Genomic DNA, 20,376 nt, shown 5'->3' on the forward strand with positions numbered 1-20,376 from the left:
CCTTTTCACCGCGCACATAGATGTCGCCACGGTCGATCGGAAACACACCGGAAATCGCCTTGATCAGCGTCGATTTGCCGGCGCCGTTGTCGCCGAGCAGGGCCACCACCTCGCCTTCCTTGAGGGCAAAGGACGCATTCTTCAGTGCGCGGACGCTGCCGAAGGATTTTTGCAGATTCTGCAGCCGGAGAACTTCCATCGTCAGCCCCTTGCGGCGTTCTTCTGCAGCAAAGCGTGCAGGATGAGCATGGCGAGGATGATCAGGCCGACGAAGATGTTGTAGGCGAGGCCCGGCACGCCGATCAGCACAATGCCGTTGCGGATCGCGCGCAGCATCAGCGCACCGACGATGGTGCCGAGGATCGTGCCGCGTCCGCCGGTCAGCGCCGTGCCGCCGACCACCACCATGGCGATCACTTCGAGCTCGTAGCCGGTGCCGGCCACCGGTGAAGCGGCCGAAATGCGGAAGGCGCTGATCATGCCGGCCAGCCCCGCCAGAACCGAAGTCAGGATGAACAGCCACACCTTGACGGCGTCCGCCGGCACGCCACGCGCCACCGCCGCGTTGCGGTTCGAGCCGATGGCGCTGATCCAGTTGCCGAGCTTGGCATAGCGCAGCACGTAGATTGCCAGCAGCGAGAGACCGATGAACCACCACAGCGAGGTGTAGAACCGGAACGAGCCGACATTGAAGCTGCCGGCCAGCAGCGTCACGAAAAAACCCGGCTGGTCCCAGGATTTCAGCGGAAAGCCCTGCGTGATGTAGAGCGCTGCCCCACGCACCACGAGCAGCATCGACAGCGTGACCAGGAAGGACGAAATGCCGATCTTGGTGACGATCAGCCCGTTGATGGCGCCGATGGCGATGCACAGCAGAAGCCCGGCCAGAAGGGCGACACCTATATCCACGCCGCCGTTCTGCACCAGGAGCATGACGATGACCGGCGCCAGCCCGAACACGGCGCCGACCGACAGGTCGAACTCGCCCGCCGTCAACAGCAGCGTCATGCCGAGCGCGATGATGCCGAGCTCGGGCAGGAACGCCATCATGTTGGAGATGTTGAGCGGCGACAGGAAATTGGCATCGGCAACGGCGAACACCGCGAGCAGGACAATGAGGATGACGAGCGAGGAGAATTGCGGCGAGCGCATAAGGCTCGATCTGCGTTTCCCGACAGGCATTTCGTCTTCTGCGGCGATCATCATGACTGCTTGAACCATGCTTTGAAGAGACGCCCGCAGCTTACGCCGCGGGCACCGTTTTCACTTCGTGTCGTAGAGTTTCAGGATCGGTTCGACGCTCGAGGCGTCGTAGAGGCTGAACGTATGGATGTCGTAGCCGATCGGCTCACCCGAAGCGGCGAGCCCGAGCAGCGCCACCGGCATGAAGCCCTGCGCAGACGGGAACTGCCAGGCGGCCGCGTTGACGAAACCGGATTTGACGGCTTCCGCGGTTTCCTTGGAATTGCCCCAGCCGACGACCGGGATCTTGCCGGCCGGCACGCCGGCGCCGTCGAACACCCGCTTGACGCTGGCCGCGACGGAATCGCCAAGCGCGATGATCGCCGGCGGATTGTTGGCCACCATGTAGTCGGTCATCTTGGCAATGATGCCGGCCGGGTCGGTGCCGCAATCGACCACATCATATTTGATCCCCAACGGATCGAAGACGCTGGCGATGCCTTCGGTCTCCAGCTGCTGATAGCTGGCGCCGGGCACTTCCACCGGCAGGAACACCTTGTCGCCCTGCTTCACCATCTTGTGGTCGACAAGATACTTGGCCCAGATGACCCCCGCCTCCTTGAGATCGGCGCCGACATAGGCCTGCCGTCCGGTCGCCGGATCGTCTGTGTTGAAGAACACGATCGGGATGCCGGCTGCCTTGGCCGCCTTCACCTCTTCCGTCCACAAGCCCGGCTGGGCCGACGTGGTGGCGATGCCGTCGGGCTTGGCCGCAAGCGCGGAATTGAAGGCCTCCTTCTGCGCCGCCATGTCGCCGCCGCTGAATGAGATCTTGCAGGTCACCTTGAGCTGGTCGCAGGCTTTGGTCGCGCCGGCATTCCAGTCCAGCCAGAACGCATCCGACGGACCGCCATGCGACAGCAAGTAGAACGTCTTCTGGCCATCCTGCGCCATTGCCGGCGCGCTCAACGAGACGCCGGCGAGCAGCGTTACGGCAGCCGCCAGTTTCAATGCGAATTTCAACATTTTTTCTCCTCCCTTACTTTGGAACCGAACCGCGCCGCCGCGAACCAGCGGCGCGAGAAGGCCGTCACAGACCGTTGGCGCGGAACTTCCCGTCGAGGAATTTCTTGGCCCTCGGCACGTCGTCTTCCGAGAGATGCTCGATGATCACCGGGATGTTCGGATGCTTTTCCGCCAGCCGCTGGAGATAGAGGTCGTAGTTCAGCGAACCGAGGCCCGGTGCCGGCAACTCGATCTCACCGACGCCACGGAATGTATGGCTCTCCAGCGCGTCCTCGTCGCCGATATCGGCGTGCTTCTCGGACTTGTCGCCGCCCGAACGCTTGACGTCCTTGGCGTGAGCTATTCTGATCTTGTCGGTCAGCGTGTCGAACACCTGGTTCAGGATCTGGTCCATCCTGTCGATGTTATGCGTCTCGAAATAATTGGTCGGGTCCATCAGCAGACCGAGGCCGGGGTGATCGACCTGCGCGAACATCTTGACCGTCTCCTCGACCGAGCCGACGACGTTGTTGACATAGGTTTCGAGCAGGAAGACCGCGCCGTGGTCATAGGCCGTCTGGGCAAGGTCGGCGACCACCTTGCGGCATTCCTCGAACCCTTCCTCGGTCTTGTTCTTGGGGTGATGCACCCAGTCGGATTCGGTGTTGTAGGTGCCGGTTTCCGAGATCACATACGGGCTGCCGAAATGGCGGGCGTTGCGGATGATCTCTTTGAGGTAGCCGACGCGCTTGTCGCGCTCGGCCTTGTCCGGGTGGATGATATTTGTGTAGCCGGAAATGCAGCACACCGGCAGGTGATGATCGCGGAAGACGTCGCGCACCTTCTTGGCCTTGTCCTTGGTGATCTGCCCGGCCGACAGGTCGACATCCTTGAAGTGGAGGTCGAGTTGCACCGTGTTGAAATCGAGCCCGCGGATCTTCTTCGCCGTCTCTTCGAGGCCGTACGGGAAATAGCCCGTGAAAATACCTGCCTGCATCATGGTGTGAATTCCTCCCTGTAAGCGATTCAGTTGTTTGGTGTTTCAGCTGCGGTGATCAGGTAGCGATTTCGGAAAGCTTGACCGTGCGGGCCTCGTCGATCGAGCGGTAGCCCGCCTCGACCAGCGCCATGGTCTTGACGTTGTCGGCGACCGACAGCGCCGGCGGCGTGCCGGTCTTCACCGCGTGCTGGAGCTGCTCCATCACACCGATAAAGGCATGCGGGAACCACATCGTGTCCCAGCTCGGGCTGACCCATTCGCCGCCGGTCGTCTCGGTCGAAGCGTAAGTCAGCGTCGAGGCAGCGCCCGTCGGCCAGCCGATGGTGCCCTTCGCGACCCCCTTGCTGCCGTCGACGCGCCAGTTGATGTGCTGGTCGTCCTTGTAGCCATCCTGGCGCGGACCCGACCAGACATCCTCCAGCGACACGGCAAGCACGCCGGACGGGAAGCGCAGCGTCGACACGGTGATGCCGTCGGAGTGGTCGAATGTCGTGCGCGGGTCTTTGCGTGTCAGCGTGGTGATCTCGTCGGGATCGCCGAACAGGAAGCGCAGCACGTCGAGATGATGCACGCTCATATTGGCGAGCGTCAGCCGGTCATAATCCTCGAGAAAGCTCTGCCAATGCGGGATGGCGTGCATGTCGATCTGCGCGAAGACGATGTCGCCCAGCGCGCCGCTGTCGATGATCTGCTTCAAGACGCGCATCGATTGGTCGTAGCGCATGTTCTGATTGATCGAGAGGATCTTGCCGGCCTTGGCCGCCTCATCGCGCAGCTTGACCGCTTCCTCGACTGACAGCGCCAGCGGCTTCTGCGCCAGGATCGCCTTGATATGCTTCTGCCTCAGCGCGTGACGGATCAGCGCCGGCTGCAGGTCGGGCGGGAAAGCAAGGTCGATGATCTCGACATTTTCGTCCTCGATCAGTTTTTCCGGTGTGTCGTGGACGGTCGGAATGCCCCAGCGCGTCGCCACCTTATCGGCGCTGGCCCTGGTGCGCGAGGCGATTGCCACCACCGGGAACCCGGCTTCCTTGTAGGCGGCGAGATGGCACTCGGCCATGATCATGCCTGCGCCGACACAGCCGATCTTGTATTCCTTCGTGCGGACCTTCACGTCCGGCTCGAAGCCTTTGCTTGCCATCTCTTCCTCCCGAAACTCTTTCCTTGCGGCGGCCGTCATCGTGCCAACGCCCCGCCGCTCTGTTCGAAATAATGCACTCTGGCCGGCTCGCAGGATATCGCCACCATGGCATCCGGCCGGATGTCGGGCTGGCCGCGCAGCAACGCCTTCAGCCGCGCCTGCCCGGCAGCGAGCGTCACCACGGTGTAGCCGCCAAGCGGCTCGACCTCGAACACTCGCGCCGGGCGGCCCGGGCCCCCGTCCGCCCACGGTCTGACCTTGATGTCCTCCGGCCTCAGCCCGATCTCCACGGCATCGGCGGGCGCTGTCTTGTCGTCGATGCGGATCGTGCCTTCAGCCGCTTCGACACCGCCCTCGCCACGCGCCGATCTGAGGATGTTCATCATCGGCGAGCCAAGTAGCCTTGCCACATAGGTGCTGGCCGGGCGGTCGTAAATCTCTGCCGGCGTACCGATCTGCCTGATCTTGCCGTCCTCCAGGATGGCGATGCGATCGGCGACCGACATCGCTTCTTCCTGGTCATGCGTGACGTAGATCAGCGTCTTGCCGAGTTCGCGCTGGATGCGCTTCAGCTCGACGCGCGTTTCTTCGCGCAGCCTGGCGTCGAGCGCCGAGATCGGATCGTCCATCAGATAGGCATTGGGATCGCGCACCAGAGCCCGGGCGATCGCCACGCGCTGCCGCTCCCCGCCCGAAAGCTGTCCCGGCGGCTTGTGCAGGATATGGCCGATATGTAGCTTCGCCGCGACGTCGGTGACCCGCCGCTTGATCTCGGCCTCGGCGACCCGGCGTTCGACCAGGGGAAAGCGGACATTTTCGAGCCCGCTCATATGCGGGAACAGCGCCAGGTTCTGGAACACCATAGCCACGTTGCGCTCGGCCGGCGACATCGCGTTGACCGGCCTGCCTCCGATCAGGATTTCGCCGGTGTCAGGTGTCTCCAACCCGAGCACCAGGCGCAGGATGGTCGACTTGCCCGACAGCGGCGGACCGAAGAAGCAGAAGAACTCATTGTCGTTGACGGTGAACGAGGCGTCGTCGACGGCGAGTGTATTGCCGTAGCGTTTGGTCACATTACGGAAGACGATATCGGCCATCTCAACCTGCCTTCATCGCAAGGCCGGTAGCGGCGTCGAAGACGCGCACCGACGACGTAGTGGGAGCGATGACAGCGGTGTCGCCGATAGCCAGCCCGACATCATTGTCGAACACCGTTTTCACAGCCGCCTCGCCCTGGCCGAGATGAACGATGGTGCGCGCACCGATCCGTTCGACAAAGGTCACCGGCATTGCGAGGCCCTGCCCATTCTGCACCAACGTCGCCTGTTCAGGCCGGAATCCGTAAAGCACCTCGCCGCGTGCACCACGCATGGCCGCTGCGAGTTCGCCCGGCAGCGGCGGCGTGACGCCCAACGGTCCGAGATCGACGACCAGTCCGCGGTCGCTCTCCGCCGGCCTGCCCTTGAGCAGATTCATGCCCGGCGCACCGATAAAGCGGGCGACGAAGACATTGGCTGGATCGTTGTAGACCTCGAGCGGCGTGCCGACCTGCTGCAAAACCCCATGATCCATGACCGCGATGCGGTCGGCCATGGTCATCGCCTCGAGCTGATCGTGGGTGACATACACCATGGTCTGGCGGAACTGCCGCTGCAGCTGCTTCAGTTCGGTGCGCATGACGGCCCGGAAAGCGGCGTCGACATTGGAGAGCGGCTCGTCGAGCAGGAAGATCGCCGGCTCCATGATCGCCGAGCGGCCGATCGCCACCCGTTGCAATATATTGACCGACAGCCTGTCGGCCTTGCGGTCGAGCAGCGGCGAAAGCTGCAGCATCTCGGCGATGGCGCCGACACGGCGATCGATCTCGGCTTTGGCAGCCCCTCGCATTTTTGGTCCATAGGCAAGGTTCTGGCGCACCGTCATATGCGTGAAGATGGCGTAGTTCTGGAACACGAAGCCGACGCCACGCCGGCCCATCGGCACGCCGGCCATGTCGCGCTCGCCAAACAGGATCTTGCCGCCGGTCGGTTCTTCCATGCCGGCGATCATGTTCATCGTCGTCGACTTGCCGCAGCCCGACGGGCCGAGCAGCGCCATGAACTCGCCATCTGATATTGCCAGGTCCATGGTCTTCAGCGCGGTGAAGTCGCCGAATTTCTTGACCAGGTTTTGCAGGTGGATGGCGCTCATGCCGGTACCTCGCGTGCACGCGCCATGCGCTTCATGGCAAACACTGCGACGATCGACAGCACGACCAAAATGGCCAGCGCGATCGCCGCCACATAGCCCCAGATCAGGTCCTGCGTGGTGAGCTTGTAGATGTAGACCGAGATGGTTTCGGTAGCGACGCCTGGACCGCCGCCGGTCATGATGTAGAGCGTGTCGAAGATCTTGAAGTTCTCGATCACCCGGATCGCCAACGCGATGATGATGATCGTCTTCATCTTCGGCAGCACGATGGTGACGAAGCGCTGCCACGGATTGGCGCCGAGCAGCGTCGCCGCCTTGATCTGGTCCTCCGGCACGCCGACCAGGCCGGCAAGCAGGATAAGGAACATCAGCGGCGTCCATTGCCAGATGTCGGCGACCATCACCGCAATCAGCGCCAGAGTCGGATCCGACAGCCAGGCGATGGTGACGAGAGATCCGGTGAGCGCCGACAAGATGTCGTTCACCGGGCCGCCCGACTGGAACAGCATGAAGAACATGTAGCCGGCCACGGCAGGCACCACCATCATCGGCATCAGCAGGATCGAATAGAAGACGCGCTTGCCCGGGAAATCGTCGGCAAACAGTGTCGCCAGCGCCAGCCCGAGCAGGAATTCCGCCGGCACGCAGACGATCATGACGATGGCCGTACGCTTCAGCGCGCTCCAGAAGCGCGCGTCGGCGGCGAGATCGGTGTAGTTGGCAAAGCTGTTCCACATCGACCAGGCGTTCCACCAGCCGGTGCCCGACAGGGGCGACCAGTCGGTGACGCTGATGTAGAGCTGCATCAACAGCGGGAAGGCCGAGATGAACAGCACCAGGATCTGCGCAGGTAATGTCAGCCGGAAACCCAGCCTTGCGCCCTCATCGCGCGAAACCGGCTTTGCTCCGACGGCTTTCACCTCATCCTTGGAAGTCATGACAGTCACCGCGCTCATTGCTTGAGCGCCCCGAATGTCAACCCGCGCACCAGATGGCGTTGGATGGCGATGCCCATGATGACCGGCGGCACGGCCGCGATCAGGCCAAGCGCTGCCTTGGCGCCATAGAGCTGCCCGGTCATCGAGGAAGAAAGAGAGGCCATGTAGACCGGGATGGTCACCCATTCGCGCGTCGTCAGAAGCAGCGCGATCAGATAGTCCGACCAGTTGAGGATGAAGACGAAGAGCGCGGCACTGGCCAGCGGCGCGCGCATCATCGGCAGCGTGATGCGCGTGAAGACGCGCAGCCGCGAACAGCCTTCGACAAGCGCCGCCTCCTCGATCTCGCGCGGCATGTCGTCGAAGAAGGTCTTCATCAGCCAGAAGGCGAACGGCAAGGTGACGATGCCGTAGATCAGCGCCAACCCCCACCAGCTATCGGTGAAGTTGAGGAAAGCCCACATGATCATCACCGGGATCATGACCGCCATCGGCGGAAAGATCCTGAGTTGGATCAGCGCCAGCGGCAGGTTCTGGCCGGAGCCGAAACGCGACAGCCCATAAGCCGCGGCAGTGCCCGCCGACATGGCGATCACCGTGCCGAAAACCGCCGACAGCAGCGATGCGAGGATCGGCTTCAGCGCGGTACGGTCGAGCGCGACGATCAAATTGTTGGTCGACTCGCCGAAGACGAAACGAAAATTGCTGAGCGTCGGGTTCTTCGGCCACCAGGTCAGGTCGGCGCCGGTCGCCGACCATTCGGCGATCGGCTTGAACGCCATCGATACCATCCACAGGATCGGCACCAGCGTCACCGCCATGGCCGCGAAGATCGCGGCATAGCGGAATATCAGGAAAGGAACGGAACGCTTCATCTGGCGGCTTTGCTGGTGGCGCTGTGGGCGGAGGGGAAAAGCAGGCTCCTCCCCTCCTTCGATGTGATCCAGGGAGATGGATCAGACGATCGGGTCGAGAACTGTCGGCCAGGCCTCCTTGTTGGTCTTGATGGCTTCGAGCAGTTTGTCCTCGCCGGTGCGCCGCACGATCTTCTTCCACTCCGCCTCGGTATCGGCCATCGCCTGCTCGGATGTCTTGGCCTTGGTCAGCGCCGCCATGAGGTTCTCGTCGAGCGCATTGTGGAAGGCTGTCGCGCCGGGATAGTTGATGGTCGGCACGGTGCGCGCCACCGTCTCGCGCACGACGTCCATGTGGTAGGCATGATAGGTCTGGCGCACCAGCGGATCGGAGAAGTCCGAAAGCCGGAACGGGTCCAGATAACCGCCGGGATTGGCACTCATCCAGGCGTAGATACGGGCCGAGCCCAGCCATTGCAGCAGGAGATAGGCAACCTCCTGGTTCTTCGACTGCGACGAAACCATGCCGGTCAGCGAGAACCACAGCACGGAACGGCTGATCAGCTTGCCGTCGATCTCGCGGCCTGGCGGCAGCATCGAGCCGATCTTGCCGGTGACGGCCGAATCCTTGTTGCCGGCATTGTCGAGGAATTTCGGCAGGTTGGAGAAGGCGCAGGTCATCGCCGCACCACCCTTGGCGAAGTTGCCGTATTGCTCCGGCCAGCCCCAGGAGATCGCATCCGGCGAATGATGTGCGAGCGAAGCGACATATTCGTTGGTGGCGGCGATGCCTTGCTCGGAATTGATCATCGGCTTGCCGTCATCGCCAAACAGGAATTGGTTGGGCGAAGCCATCGAGACATAGCGCTGGTACCAATTGGTATAGCCCCAACCCTGGTTGCGCAGGTCGGTCGAGCCGAACAGGCCCTTGTCCGGTCGCTGGAAGAAGGCGGCGATGTCGCCATGCTGCTTCCAGGTCTTCGGCGGCGCCAGATCGTAGCCGTATTTGTCCTTGAAGGCCTTCTTCTCGGCTTCGTCGCCGAACAAATCGGTGCGGTAGACCCAGGTCTGGAAGTCGCCATCCAGCGATACGCCATAGTTGGAGCCGCGGTATTTGTTGAGCAGCGACACGCCCTTGGCGCCGTTGACATAACCGCTGACGGGATCGTCCCATTCGGGCTTGTGCTGCGCGACAAAGTCATCGAGCTTGGCGATGCCGCCGGTTTCGGCGAGGTCGCCGAGGCGGTTCCATTCGGTCGAATAGATGTCGTAGGCCCCACCCTTGGTGGAGATGTCCTGCATCGTCTTGGTGAATTCCTGGCCGTTCGGCAAACCGACGATTTCGATCGCGATGCCGGTTTCCTTTTCCCACAGCTCCTTGATCGACGGCGCACCGGCCGGGAACGGCTGCGTGAGCTGGCCGATCGAGCCGTCGGACAGGCCGAGCACGATCTTGGCGGGCGCCTTGCCGGCGCCCTTCAGCGCCTTGGCCGCCTCGATGGCGCGGCCTTCCGGCGTGTCGGCGCCATACTGGTAGCGCTCGGCTCCATCGAAGCCCGTCGGGCCGCCGATCATGCCTGGCGCCAGCGCGTCGGCCGCATAGGCGCGGCCGGGACGAATGAATTGGGGTGCGATACCAGCGGCGGCCATGATCACAGCCGCCTTTCCTCCGGATGCCAGCAGCCGGCGCCGCGAGATGCGGATCAAGTCAGACATTGAAACTCCTCCCTCAGGGCCACGTTTCCTCCACGGCCCTTATGAGGGATATTGACGGCAGCATGGCAAGGCTGTCAACATCATAAATAATCAAAACACCTCACAACATCGCAATAGGGCAAGGAAATGCACAAAAACGGGATCCATGCATCATGCCGGGTGCTTCAATTTGAGGGCACACGACCCTTCCCGGCCCTGCGCAGCCCTGCCGGACCATTTGATTTAGCGCGGCGGCTTGCGCATGGGCTAAGGGCGGATACATCATTTCCCATCAGAATCGCCGATGGCGGGGAAGCCGTCACCAGCCGATCTGACGCATGCAGGAGATGAAAGACGGTGCGTTCCACCCTGACTGACATAGCCCGGGAAGCCGGCGTCTCGGCCGCCACCGTCGACCGCGTGCTCAACAACCGACCCGGCGTGCGGGCGCGCACGCGCGAAATCGTGCTCGAAATGGCGCAGCGCCTCGGCTACATCGCCGAAGGCCCGAACGGCGCGCCGCCACGGCCCTCGCCTGGCGAGGTCATCCGACTCGACTTCGCGCTGCCGGCCGGCACCAATTCCTTCATCAAGATGCTGCACCGGCACATCGAGGCACAGGCTCTGGCGCGGCCCGACCTCGATGTCCATATCGCCACCATCGAGGGCTTCAATCCTGACCGGCTCGCCCGCCTGCTGCAGGACCTGCGCGGACAGACGCAAGGCGTCGGCGTTATAGCGCTCGACCATCCGACGGTGCGCGAAGCGATCCGATCCCTGTCGGCCAACGATATCAAGGTGGTGACCATCGCCTCCGACATCCTGCATGTGCCCAGGGTCGCCTATATCGGCATCGACAACCGCGCCGCCGGGCGGCTGGCCGGCTATCTGCTCAACCGCTTCATGGGATCGGGGCATCCGGGCAAGGTGGCGCTGTTCGCCGGCTCGCTGTCCTATCGCGGCCACGAAGAACGCGAGATGGGGTTCCGCCACGTCCTGACCGAGGAATCACCCAACCTGCAGATCGTCGAGATGCGCGAAATGCTCGACGACCGCGAGAAGGCCTATTCGGAGGCATCGGCCCTGCTGGAGCGGCACCCCGACCTTGCCGCGATCTACAATGTCGGCGCCGGCAACACCGGCATCGCCCGCGCGCTCAAGGAGCACGGCCGCGCCCAGTCCATGGTCTTCCTCGGCCACGAGGTGACGGACGGCACCAAGGACCTTCTGCTCGACGGCACGCTCGACGCGGTCATCGACCAGAACCCGCGCGTCGAAGCCCGCGAAGCGCTCAACACTTTGACCCATGCGGTCCGGGGATTGCCCTATGAACTGCACCAGCCAAGGCTGCAGGTGATCTTCAAGGAGAACATCCCAGAGATTTGACGGACCAGACGAACGGGGCAGCGCGGTAAAGCGCCCGCCCCGCTCGATGCTTCCAGTCTATTGGACGGCAGCGACTTCAGCCGCGGCGCCATCGACAAAGCTCTTGTCGACCCATTTTCCGTAGTCGATCGAGCCCTTCAGGAGCCCGGCGCTGGCCATGAATTTCTCCTCGCCCTGCAAGGCGGCGATCGCGTCGTCGGTGAGTTTCGGATCCTGGTGGAACACCCCGTCGGCATAGGTCTTGCGGACGGATTTCTCCGACGACTTGGTCGCCTCCACAAACGTCTTGATCGTCTCGTCCGGATGAGCGTCGGCCCAACGCGAAATCTCGATGTCGACCTTCAGCAGCCGCTTGACCAGATCGGGATATTTCGCCGCGAAGGCGCCGTTGACCGAGATGACGTTCGGCACGTTCCATTCCGGATGGGTGCTGGTGTCGAACAGCACCCGCGCCTCGCCGGTGTCGCCCAGCTTGGCCGCCGTCGAATCCGTCTCGACAATGGCGTCGATATCGCCGCGCAGCAGCGCCGGGCCGGATGCCTCGAAAGGCAGGTTCAGACCTTCGACGTCATTGGTGGTCAGGCCGACGCTGTTCAGTGCCTTGCTGAAGTTCGAATGCCGCACCGTTCCGGTGAGATAGGCGACCTTCTTGCCCCTGAGATCCTGCAGCGTCTTCAACGGCGAGTCGGTTTTGACGACGATGTAGGAACCGCCGGCCTTCACATAGCTCGACAGGCCGATCAGCTTGACGTCGGCGCCGGACGCAGCAACGCGCAGCGCCGGATTGTTGCCGGTATAGGTGAACTCGATGGCGCCGGTCGCCAATGCCGTCGTGGCTTCCGAGCCGCCGTTGAAGGTCACCAGTTCGACCTTGATGCCGTCCTTGGCGAATTCCTTGTCCCACCAGCCGTCCTTCTTGGCGAGGATGAATTTGAGGTGCCCCGGCGCCGTGCTGCCGATGCGGATGATGTCAGGCTTGTCCTGTGCGAAGGCAGGCATGCCGCCAAGGCCGATTACGACGGCAATGGCGCCCTTCAGAAGCAGCCGGCGAATTGCGTCGAATGGGATGTTGGGCATGGGAAAATCCTTCCTGTTTGGAATGAATGGGGCCGCTTAAATGAGCGAGGTCTCGGACTGGCCCTTCCAGGCTGTTGCCCAGCGCTCGAACCAGACGAGCAGGTAATTGACGGTCAGGCCGATGACGGTCAGCGTCAGGATGCCGGCGTACATGTCGGCCGTTTCCATCATCAGCTGCGAATTCTGGATGAGGAAACCGAGGCCGGATTTGGCCGCCAGCATCTCGGCGCCGATGACCGCGAACAGCGAGGATTTCACCGCCAGCCGAGCGCCGGCGACGATCGAGGGAATGCTGGCCGGCAGGATGACTTTCCGGAACAGGTCGAAGTCGGACGTGCCCATCGAGCGCGCCGCCTTGATGAGCAGCGGATCGACCGACTTGACGCCGCTGATCGTGTTGACGAGGAGAAAAAACACCGAGGAGTAGAAGGTGATCGCGACCTTCGATTCCTCGCCGATGCCGAGCAGCAGGATGAACACCGGCAGAAGCGCGAATTGCGAGGTGTTGCGCAGCGTCTGCACCAAAAGGTCGGAAACCTTCTCGAACAGCGAATAGCGCCCCATCAACAGACCGAGCGGGATGGCGACCACCACGCCGAGTGCGAAGCCGATCGCAGCGCGCTGCAGGCTTATGCCGATATGCTCGATCAGCACGCCCGAGGCGAGCAGCGCCCACCCGGCGACCAGCACCTCGCTCAGCGGCGGAAAGAAGATCCGGTTCAGCCAGCCGAGCCGGGGCGCGATCTCCCACAGCAGGAAGAACAGGCCGAGCAGCGGCAAGCCATAGAGGAATGTGCCGCGGCTCGCTTTCTTGCTCCGGATCTTGGCGTTGGCCTTGATGGCGGGGACCCTGGCGGCGGCTACCGTTTCGCCAGCGCCGGCAAACAGGTGGAGCGCTCCAGCGGAGCCAAACTTCTCGGTCAGATAGGCCATGGGTCCAGTTCCTCAGTGACTGAAGGCTGGCGACAGAGTCCAGTCCTTCTGCGCCTTGTTGACCTCGTCGCGCAGCACGTCCCAGACGCGAGCGCGATATAGATTGAATTCGGCGCTGGCGCGGATGTCGCCGTCGCGCGGCCGTGGCAGGTCGATATCGATGATCTCCTTCACCGCGCCCGGCCGCGCCGTCATCACCACCACCCGGTCGGCGAGGAAGATCGCCTCGTCGATCGAGTGGGTGACGAAAATGACCGTCGTGTTGATCTTGCCCCAGATCCGCAGCAGCTCGCCTTGCAGAAGCTCGCGCGTCTGCTGGTCAAGCGCCGCGAACGGCTCATCCATCAGCAACACTTCCGGGTTGCTGGCCAGCGCACGCGCGATCGCCACACGCTGCTGCATGCCGCCGGACAGCTGGTTGGGAAAACGGTCCTCGAAGCCGGCAAGGCCGAACAGCGACAACAGATGGCGGGCCGTCGCCGTGCGCTCAGCCTTGGCCACGCCGCGCACTTCCAGCGCATATTCGATGTTGGCGAGCGCCGTGCGCCAGGGAAACAGCGCATATTGCTGGAAGACATAGCCGGTCTTCGGGTCGGGCCTGGTGATGCGCCGGCCATCGAGCTTGACGTCGCCGCCGGTCGCCTGCGTCAGCCCGCCAATGATGTCGAGCAGCACCGACTTGCCCGAGCCGCTGGGGCCGACCAGCGTGATGAACTCGCCCTTGCGGATCGAGAGGTCAACGCCATCGAGCACGGTGACGCGGTCGGTCGCCTCGCCATCGACGGTGACGAACTGCCCCGGCTTGAGCTGGAAGGTCTTGCTGATGTCGCTGACGACGATACGGTCCATATCTGTCTCCGATCGGTTCACTGCGCCACGCGGATGCGGTGCGTCGGGTCGAATTCCGAGCCGCCGGCCTTGCCGCGCTTCCAGCCGAGCGCGCGGGCATAGGAGCCAAACAGCTGTCGGGCGTCGGCCTGAGCTTCCGTGATGCCGGTCGGCCCTTCGGCGAACTCGGCCACATAGAGCGCGTCGGTCGGGCAGTAGATTTCGCACAGGAAGCAGGTCTGGCAGTCCTCCTGGCGGGCGATCACTGGCACGCCGCTCTCGGTCGCGTCGAAGACGTTGGCCGGGCACACCTTGACGCAGATGTCGCATTCGACACAGCGCGTGGCCGAGACGATCTCGATCATGACGCCAGCTCCGCCAGCCGCTCAGGCGCGCCTGCGATGCGGAACGCATCCACACCGGTGATGACCAGCCGGTGCGCGAAGGCCGGGCTCTTGCCCGGCAAATCGGTGCGGCGATGCATACCGCGGCTCTCGGTGCGGTGCAGCGCTGCGGCCACGGACCAGCGCCCGGCGGCGGCGATCGAAGCTGCCTCTCGGGTACGGACCCTATCCAGCCCGTCGCCTTGCAGATGGTCGCGCACGTCGCGCCAGACACTCTCCAACCGCTCGCCGCTTTTCTCCAGGCCTTCGCCGGTGCGGAAGAAATTCTTGTCGAGCGGCGTCACCTCACTGCGCACCGCCTCGATGACTTCGCCTGCCGAGATGTCGACGCGCGGCGATGATGCAGGACGTAATCCAGCCTGGCCAAGCGACTGCACCTCAGTGCGGAATGCCTTGCCGGTCCGGCGCTTGGCATGGGTCGAAGCGCCCTTGCCCGCCCACCAGCCGCTGGCCAGCGCCCAGGACGAATTGACGGCGCCGCCGCCCGACACCGCACCGGTCATGATCTCGCGGCTGGCCGCGTCGCCGGCGACATAGAGGCCGGGTACGCCGGTGGCGCAATCGTCGGAGACGATGTCTATGCCGCCCGTGCCGCGCACCGTGCCTTCGGCGCGCAGGGTGATGCGGAACAGCTCGCTGAAAGGGTCGATGCCGGCGCGGTCATAGGGCACGAAGCAATTCGGCTGGCCCTGGCGCAGCCAGCCCTGCAGCGCTGGTTCGGCCTGATCGAGCCGCGCGTAGACCGGGCCGTCGATCAGCGCGCGCGCCACTTCCTCCTCGCGGTCGCCGATGCCGTTGCGCAACGGCTCGCCGGTCGGCCCGACGATCGGTGAGCCATCTTCGCGATGGAACGACGCCCAGCGGAACGGCAGCCCCTTGTTCAACGAGGAGCCGTAGGGCGCCAGCGTGTATTTGCCGGTGAACTCCATGCCCGACAGGCTGGCGCCGGCCTCCGCCGCCATCAGATAGCCGTCGCCGGTCAGCCCGGTCGCGCCGAGGATGCGCTCGCGGAAAGCGCAGCCACCGGTCGCCAGCACCACCGCGTTGGCGTCGACGCGCCAATCCTGGCCGATCTGCCTGGCGACACCGGCGGCGCCGACGATGGCATCGCCGTCCGACAAAAGTTCGAGCGCGGGATGATGGTCGAGGACGGTGACGCCGGCCAAAAGCACGCGGCGGCGCATGAAGCGCATGTAGTCCGGGCCGCGCAGATTGGCGATGTAGAGCCGGCCGTCATCCTCGCTCGGGAAGGGATAGCCCCATTCGGAGAGCCTGAGCAGGTTGCGGTAGGCGGTGTCAACGCAGCGCAGCATCCAGCGCGGGTCGGCGAGTTCGCCGGTGCGCTGCCAGCGTCGCTCGACCACGGCATGCCTGTTGTCGCCCGGCGGCACGCACCAGGTGCCGGTGTTGGACGGCGCGGTGGCGCCGCTGGTGCCGAGATAGCCCTTGTCGGCCAGCACCACCTTGGCGCCGGCCTCGGCCGCGGCGACTGCTGCCCAAGCTGCCGACGGACCGCCGCCCAGCACCAGCACGTCGGCCTGGAGCAGCAAGCTGTCGGAAGCGGATTTTTGCGGCTTGGGCATGGAGACCTGGCGAATAAAGTCGAAGCAGGCGCTAGGCCGCGCGGGCCGCGCTGGAAGACCACACCGGCTCGTTGCCCGCGCTCCACTTGATGTTGCAGCCGATCGACGGCGCCTGGCTGGCAGTGGGCCTGCCGCCCTCCAGCACCGTATCGACCGCCGCGCGCAGATCGGCACCCGTCACCGGCTTGCCGTTGCCCGGCCGCGCATCGTCGAACTGGCCGTGATAGGCGAGCCGCCGGTCAGTGCCGAACAGGAAGAAGTCGGGCGTGCAAGCCGCGCCATAGGCTTTCGCCGTCTGCTGCGACGCATCCTTGAGATAGGGGAAGGAATAGCCGAATTTTCCGGCCTCCTCGCCGATGCGGGCGAGCGTCTCCTCCGGATGCGCCTCGTGGTCGTTGGCGTTGATCGCCACCACCTGCAGCCCCTTGCCGGCGTAATCCCTGGCGAAAGCGGCAAGCTGCTCGCGGATCAGCACGACGAACGGGCAGCGGTTGGAGATGAAAGCGACGAGCAAGGCCGGCTTGGCGTCGAAATCGGCAAGGCGGTGCAGCACACCTTGCGCGTCGGGCAGCAGGAAGTCGGCGGCCCTGGTGCCGAGGTCGACCGGATTGGACTCTGTTTTCGGCATCGATGCGCTCCCTTGTGCAACCATTTTCACAGGCCAAGATGCGAGCGCTCCGAGCGCTCGCAGTTAGTCTATGAATTTAGTATAATTATAGGCTGGAGAGCGCATTCACGGTCAACCGCGCGGCTTAGAATATCGTGCCAATGTTTCAGGCCGAGCCGCCAAGTTTGTTCGGGCGGAAGCCGATCCGGAGAAATCCGGACGGACAGCATTTATGAAGCGCAACGGGGTTCGGCGACGAAATTGTACTGCCCAGCCGAACCGTCTTGCGATTTTCGCGACGTCATTCCCCTTCCGGATAGAGCGCTTTCGCCAGGTCGCGGATCGCATCCGATGTGCGCGGGCCGAAGCCGATCATGTAGGCGCCGTCGAGCACGACCAGCGCCTTCTTGGCTGCCGCCGGCGTTGCCGCCAGCGCGCGGTTGCCGAACACCAGCTCGGCCGACGGCCCGCCCTTGCCGTCGCCCATCATCAGGATGACGTCAGGCGCCATCTCGATCAGTTTTTCCTCCGACGCCGCCTTGTAGCCCTGTACGATGTCCATAGGGTTGAGGCCGCCGGCATAGCGGATGATGGCGTCGGCAGAAGTACCCGCGCCGGCAGCGCTCAGACGTACCAGGCCATGGAAGAACACCACCTTCTTGCGCCGCTCCGGCGGAATTTGCGACGCCAGATCCGCGGCAGCCTGAAAGGCGGTGAGCACCTCGGCGGAAACCGCCTTGCCCTTGTCCTCGAGCCCAAGGCTGGCGGCGATCAACGTGATCTTGTGCTCGATGCCTTGCGGGCTGTTGTCCTGCGGGACCAAGACGATCGGAATTGCCAGCGACTTCAGCACCTCGACCGCTTCAGGAGGCCCGCTGTCTTCTGCGGCCAGGATCAGGTCGGGTCGCAGGCTGGCCAGCCCCTCGACCGAAAGCTGGCGGCGGTAGCCGACATTGGGTTTTTGCGCGACTTCAGGCGGATATTTGCTGCCGCGATCAATAGCGACGATTCGCCCGCCGGCGCCCAGCGCGTGGACGATCTCGGTGACGTCGGAACCGAGCGTCACGATCCGGGTCGCCGCGCCCGGCACGACGGTTCGTCCCAGCGCATCGACAACGGTCTCGGCGGCCAGCGCCTTGAAGCCGCAGGAAGGCGCCAGCACCGCCAGTGCCAGAAGCAGCACCGCCGCGATCCTGCCCGGTTGCGACCAGTGGGTCGTCTTGCCTTCGCCTAAACTGCCAACCATGCCGCTGTTCCCGTGCCAGATGCTTCTCGAGGATGGTCGGCTATAAATTTAAAGTTGACTTATGTCATCATGTTTAAATATGTGACCCATGCCCTGACCTGACTGGTTGAGGGATTTTCAATAATGCCAGCCAAGGCCGCTCAGCCACCGCCAGCAGTTTTGCTTTTGCTTGGGGGCTGCATGACAACGACAACAAACACGACATCGATGGCGAGCACGGCGCTCGCCTTCGTGCTCGGCCTCTGCGCCGTGCCTCTTGCCAGCGCGCAGGAACAGGACCGGGAGAAAAAGGCCGCCGCCAAGACCGGCCGCCTGGCGCCGGCCAGTGTCGCGCAGAACCAGCCGGCGACGATGCTCGACGTGATCACCATCTCGGCAACGATGATCAAAACGGCGGTGATCGAATCGATGGCCGCCATCAGCGCCGTCGATCAGGACGAACTCGACCGCATCCAGCCCGACACAGCCGCCGACATCTTCCGCACCACACCGGGCGTCGCTGCCTCGATGAATGGCGACGATCCCGCAACCGCCATCAACATCCGCGGCCTGGAGCAATATGGCCGCGTCGTCGTCACCCTCGACGGCGCCCGCCAGGACTACTGGCGCGTCGGTCATGGCTCTGGCTCGTTCTATGTCGAACCCGACCTGATCAAGGAAGCCACCGTCATTCGCGGTCCGGTCTCGAATGCCTATGGTTCCGGCGGCATCGGCGGCGTCGTCTCCTTCGAGACCAAGGATGCCGGCGATTTCCTCAAGAAGGATGAGCGCTGGGCGCTGAGCGAGAAGCTCGGCTACGAGGACAATGGCGACGGCTTCACCACCAGCACCACCGGTGCCTACCGCTTCAGCGACGATGCCGATATCATCGGCAACCTCATCTACCGCGACCGCGACAGCTACACCGATGGCAATGGCGACACCGTGCCATGGACCGGCGAGCGGGTGACCAGCGGCTATCTGAAGGCGACGTTGCGGCCGGCCGATGGCCATGAGCTGAAGCTCGGCGCCATCCTGCAGCGCTACAACGACCAGATCACCGGATCGAGCGGCTCGACCTCGCCGACCCTGAGCCGCTATGACACCGACACCACCAACCAGACCTACACCGCCGCTTACACCTGGAAGCCCGACGACAACGCGCTGATCGACTTCAGCGCCAATGCCTATCACAACCGCACCCGCGCCGAGCAGACGCAGGTCTGGCCGACCTCGGCGATCGGCAATTTCCGCTTCTACGACGTGGCCACGACAGGTTTCAATGTGAAGAACTCCTCGCGTTTCGACGTCTGGGGACTAGCACATACGCTGACCTACGGACTCGACTACTACTATCTCGAGGCCTCCTCGGAAGCGGCGCATTTCGGCGCTGGCCAACAGCAGGGTTATGGCGGCTTCCTGCAGTGGCAGGGCGATTACGGGGATTGGCTGCAGGTCATCGCGGCGATGCGCTATGACGGCTACCAGCTCGATGGCGAGACGCGCATCCCGTCACCGCAGGAAGCCTCGATCTCCGGCGATCGTTGGTCGCCGCGCCTCACCGTCGGCGTCACGCCATTCGATGGCTTCCAGCTCTATGGCACCTATTCCGAAGGCTACCGGGCGCCGGGTCTGCAGGATGTCTTCCGTGGCGGCGGCGCGCATGGCGGCGGTGATACATATCGGCCCAATCTTCTGCTGCAGCCCGAGACGGCAAAGAACTGGGAGGCCGGCGTCAACGTGAAATATGACGATGTGCTGACGGCGGGTGATCGGCTGCGCGCCAAGGTCAACGTTTTCCACACTGACGTCGAGGATTACATCGACGTCGACCTCACCGTGCTGCCGCGCACGGCAATCAACATCGGCGACGCACGCCTGAAGGGCGTAGAGGCCGAGATGGTTTATGATTATGGCTGGGGTTTCGTGAACCTCTCCGGCGCGCTGATCGACGCCAAGGTCGTCAGCGGCGTCTATTCCGGCCAGGCGTTGAACAACACGCCGCTCGACCGCTTCTCGGCCACGATCGGCTTCCGCATGCTGGAGGACCAGCTCACCGTCGGCGCGCAATATCTCAGCGTCGGCAAGATCACCCGCACCAGCCGCACCAATCCCAACGCCGTGCCGGTCGTCGATGACGGTTTCGATCTGGTCAATGTCTTCGCCAACTGGCGCGTCAACGACAACCTCAAGCTCGATTTCGGCGTCGATAACATCTTCAACACCGCCTACACCGATCCGCAAAGCGCATGGTCGACCTCGGCGGCAACAGAACAGGGCAAGGGCCGCACCTTCAAGGTGGGCCTCACCGGCAGGATCGGAGGCTGA

At 63.6% G+C, this 20,376-nt stretch carries 19 protein-coding genes; 2 read left to right on the forward strand and 17 right to left on the reverse strand.

What is annotated here, in order from left to right; all coding sequences use genetic code 11:
- From EN879_RS01455 to EN879_RS01500, 10 genes are all read right to left on the reverse strand, one after another.
- Positions 1–199 (reverse strand): ATP-binding cassette domain-containing protein (locus tag EN879_RS01455; protein WP_127273925.1); only part of this gene is annotated, 199 nt, incomplete at its 3' end.
- 2 nt (positions 200–201) lie between these two features.
- Positions 202–1,182 carry an ABC transporter permease gene (locus EN879_RS01460; protein ID WP_032898639.1) on the reverse strand — a complete coding sequence of 327 codons (981 nt, stop codon included), beginning with the start codon at positions 1,180–1,182 and terminating at the stop codon, positions 202–204.
- Between the two features lie 81 nt (positions 1,183–1,263).
- Positions 1,264–2,208: a substrate-binding domain-containing protein gene (locus EN879_RS01465; protein ID WP_024501562.1), complete on the reverse strand. Its 945-nt coding sequence runs from the start codon at positions 2,206–2,208 to the stop codon at positions 1,264–1,266.
- A 64-nt stretch (positions 2,209–2,272) separates the two neighbouring features.
- The gene (locus tag EN879_RS01470) at positions 2,273–3,187 is read right to left on the reverse strand and encodes a sugar phosphate isomerase/epimerase (RefSeq protein ID WP_013530826.1); all 915 of its coding nucleotides are present in this window, start codon (positions 3,185–3,187) and stop codon (positions 2,273–2,275) included.
- Between the two features lie 55 nt (positions 3,188–3,242).
- Complete coding sequence (locus EN879_RS01475) at positions 3,243–4,328, reverse strand: Gfo/Idh/MocA family oxidoreductase (protein ID WP_063168538.1); 1,086 nt, start codon at positions 4,326–4,328, stop codon at positions 3,243–3,245.
- A gap of 35 nt (positions 4,329–4,363) precedes the next feature.
- Complete coding sequence (locus EN879_RS01480) at positions 4,364–5,425, reverse strand: ABC transporter ATP-binding protein (protein ID WP_063168539.1); 1,062 nt, start codon at positions 5,423–5,425, stop codon at positions 4,364–4,366.
- A gap of 1 nt (position 5,426) precedes the next feature.
- Positions 5,427–6,518 carry an ABC transporter ATP-binding protein gene (locus EN879_RS01485; RefSeq protein WP_063168540.1) on the reverse strand — a complete coding sequence of 364 codons (1,092 nt, stop codon included), beginning with the start codon at positions 6,516–6,518 and terminating at the stop codon, positions 5,427–5,429.
- On the reverse strand, positions 6,515–7,474 hold the full coding sequence (locus EN879_RS01490; protein WP_063168541.1) for a sugar ABC transporter permease: 960 nt from the start codon (positions 7,472–7,474) through the stop codon (positions 6,515–6,517). The genes EN879_RS01485 and EN879_RS01490 overlap by 4 nt, the downstream gene beginning before the upstream one ends.
- Entirely contained in the window at positions 7,471–8,331 is an 861-nt protein-coding gene (locus tag EN879_RS01495; RefSeq protein ID WP_024501565.1) for a carbohydrate ABC transporter permease, read from the reverse strand. Before EN879_RS01495 ends, EN879_RS01490 begins: the two co-directional genes overlap by 4 nt.
- A gap of 81 nt (positions 8,332–8,412) precedes the next feature.
- Positions 8,413–10,026, reverse strand: a complete 1,614-nt coding sequence (locus EN879_RS01500; protein WP_063168542.1) for an extracellular solute-binding protein — start codon at positions 10,024–10,026, stop codon at positions 8,413–8,415.
- A gap of 336 nt (positions 10,027–10,362) precedes the next feature.
- On the opposite strand from EN879_RS01500, the gene EN879_RS01505 reads away from it, so the two are divergent.
- Positions 10,363–11,391 (forward strand): LacI family DNA-binding transcriptional regulator, encoded by a 1,029-nt coding sequence (locus tag EN879_RS01505; RefSeq protein ID WP_024501567.1) that lies wholly within the window; start codon positions 10,363–10,365, stop codon positions 11,389–11,391.
- Between the two features lie 57 nt (positions 11,392–11,448).
- Here the strand turns inward: EN879_RS01505 and EN879_RS01510 are convergent, their stop codons facing one another.
- The 7 genes from EN879_RS01510 to EN879_RS01540 form a co-directional block, all read right to left on the reverse strand.
- Positions 11,449–12,468 carry an aliphatic sulfonate ABC transporter substrate-binding protein gene (locus EN879_RS01510; RefSeq protein ID WP_063168543.1) on the reverse strand — a complete coding sequence of 340 codons (1,020 nt, stop codon included), beginning with the start codon at positions 12,466–12,468 and terminating at the stop codon, positions 11,449–11,451.
- 36 nt (positions 12,469–12,504) lie between these two features.
- Positions 12,505–13,401, reverse strand: coding sequence for an ABC transporter permease (locus tag EN879_RS01515; RefSeq protein ID WP_127224208.1), 897 nt, complete (start codon positions 13,399–13,401; stop codon positions 12,505–12,507).
- 12 nt (positions 13,402–13,413) lie between these two features.
- Positions 13,414–14,250 (reverse strand): ABC transporter ATP-binding protein, encoded by an 837-nt coding sequence (locus tag EN879_RS01520; protein WP_013530817.1) that lies wholly within the window; start codon positions 14,248–14,250, stop codon positions 13,414–13,416.
- Positions 14,251–14,267: 17 nt separating this feature from the next.
- Positions 14,268–14,594 (reverse strand): ferredoxin family protein, encoded by a 327-nt coding sequence (locus tag EN879_RS01525; protein WP_013530816.1) that lies wholly within the window; start codon positions 14,592–14,594, stop codon positions 14,268–14,270.
- Positions 14,591–16,216 (reverse strand): FAD-binding protein, encoded by a 1,626-nt coding sequence (locus EN879_RS01530; protein WP_024501571.1) that lies wholly within the window; start codon positions 16,214–16,216, stop codon positions 14,591–14,593. Before EN879_RS01530 ends, EN879_RS01525 begins: the two co-directional genes overlap by 4 nt.
- 31 nt (positions 16,217–16,247) lie before the next feature.
- Positions 16,248–16,844 carry a thioredoxin family protein gene (locus EN879_RS01535; protein WP_063168544.1) on the reverse strand — a complete coding sequence of 199 codons (597 nt, stop codon included), beginning with the start codon at positions 16,842–16,844 and terminating at the stop codon, positions 16,248–16,250.
- Positions 16,845–17,124: 280 nt separating this feature from the next.
- Complete coding sequence (locus tag EN879_RS01540; protein WP_063168545.1) at positions 17,125–18,069, reverse strand: ABC transporter substrate-binding protein; 945 nt, start codon at positions 18,067–18,069, stop codon at positions 17,125–17,127.
- 180 nt (positions 18,070–18,249) lie between these two features.
- On the opposite strand from EN879_RS01540, the gene EN879_RS01545 reads away from it, so the two are divergent.
- Positions 18,250–20,376 carry a TonB-dependent hemoglobin/transferrin/lactoferrin family receptor gene (locus tag EN879_RS01545; protein WP_063168546.1) on the forward strand — a complete coding sequence of 709 codons (2,127 nt, stop codon included), beginning with the start codon at positions 18,250–18,252 and terminating at the stop codon, positions 20,374–20,376.

Origin of the sequence: Mesorhizobium sp. M7A.F.Ca.AU.002.02.1.1 (assembly GCF_003998535.1) — a bacterium.
Taxonomy (GTDB): Bacteria; Pseudomonadota; Alphaproteobacteria; order Rhizobiales; family Rhizobiaceae; genus Mesorhizobium; species Mesorhizobium ciceri.

Excerpts from the sequence above, each read along its gene's own strand:
- EN879_RS01460 (WP_032898639.1), bottom strand. The coding sequence starts at position 1,182 with ATGCCTGTCGGGAAACGCAGATCGAGCCTTATGCGCTCGCCGCAATTC.
- EN879_RS01465 (WP_024501562.1), bottom strand. The coding sequence starts at position 2,208 with ATGTTGAAATTCGCATTGAAACTGGCGGCTGCCGTAACGCTGCTCGCC.
- EN879_RS01470 (WP_013530826.1), bottom strand. The coding sequence starts at position 3,187 with ATGATGCAGGCAGGTATTTTCACGGGCTATTTCCCGTACGGCCTCGAA.
- EN879_RS01475 (WP_063168538.1), bottom strand. The coding sequence starts at position 4,328 with ATGGCAAGCAAAGGCTTCGAGCCGGACGTGAAGGTCCGCACGAAGGAA.
- EN879_RS01480 (WP_063168539.1), bottom strand. The coding sequence starts at position 5,425 with ATGGCCGATATCGTCTTCCGTAATGTGACCAAACGCTACGGCAATACA.
- EN879_RS01485 (WP_063168540.1), bottom strand. The coding sequence starts at position 6,518 with ATGAGCGCCATCCACCTGCAAAACCTGGTCAAGAAATTCGGCGACTTC.
- EN879_RS01490 (WP_063168541.1), bottom strand. The coding sequence starts at position 7,474 with ATGAGCGCGGTGACTGTCATGACTTCCAAGGATGAGGTGAAAGCCGTC.
- EN879_RS01495 (WP_024501565.1), bottom strand. The coding sequence starts at position 8,331 with ATGAAGCGTTCCGTTCCTTTCCTGATATTCCGCTATGCCGCGATCTTC.
- EN879_RS01500 (WP_063168542.1), bottom strand. The coding sequence starts at position 10,026 with ATGTCTGACTTGATCCGCATCTCGCGGCGCCGGCTGCTGGCATCCGGA.
- EN879_RS01510 (WP_063168543.1), bottom strand. The coding sequence starts at position 12,468 with ATGCCCAACATCCCATTCGACGCAATTCGCCGGCTGCTTCTGAAGGGC.
- EN879_RS01515 (WP_127224208.1), bottom strand. The coding sequence starts at position 13,401 with ATGGCCTATCTGACCGAGAAGTTTGGCTCCGCTGGAGCGCTCCACCTG.
- EN879_RS01520 (WP_013530817.1), bottom strand. The coding sequence starts at position 14,250 with ATGGACCGTATCGTCGTCAGCGACATCAGCAAGACCTTCCAGCTCAAG.
- EN879_RS01525 (WP_013530816.1), bottom strand. The coding sequence starts at position 14,594 with ATGATCGAGATCGTCTCGGCCACGCGCTGTGTCGAATGCGACATCTGC.
- EN879_RS01530 (WP_024501571.1), bottom strand. The coding sequence starts at position 16,216 with ATGCCCAAGCCGCAAAAATCCGCTTCCGACAGCTTGCTGCTCCAGGCC.
- EN879_RS01535 (WP_063168544.1), bottom strand. The coding sequence starts at position 16,844 with ATGCCGAAAACAGAGTCCAATCCGGTCGACCTCGGCACCAGGGCCGCC.
- EN879_RS01540 (WP_063168545.1), bottom strand. The coding sequence starts at position 18,069 with ATGGTTGGCAGTTTAGGCGAAGGCAAGACGACCCACTGGTCGCAACCG.
- EN879_RS01545 (WP_063168546.1), top strand. The coding sequence starts at position 18,250 with ATGACAACGACAACAAACACGACATCGATGGCGAGCACGGCGCTCGCC.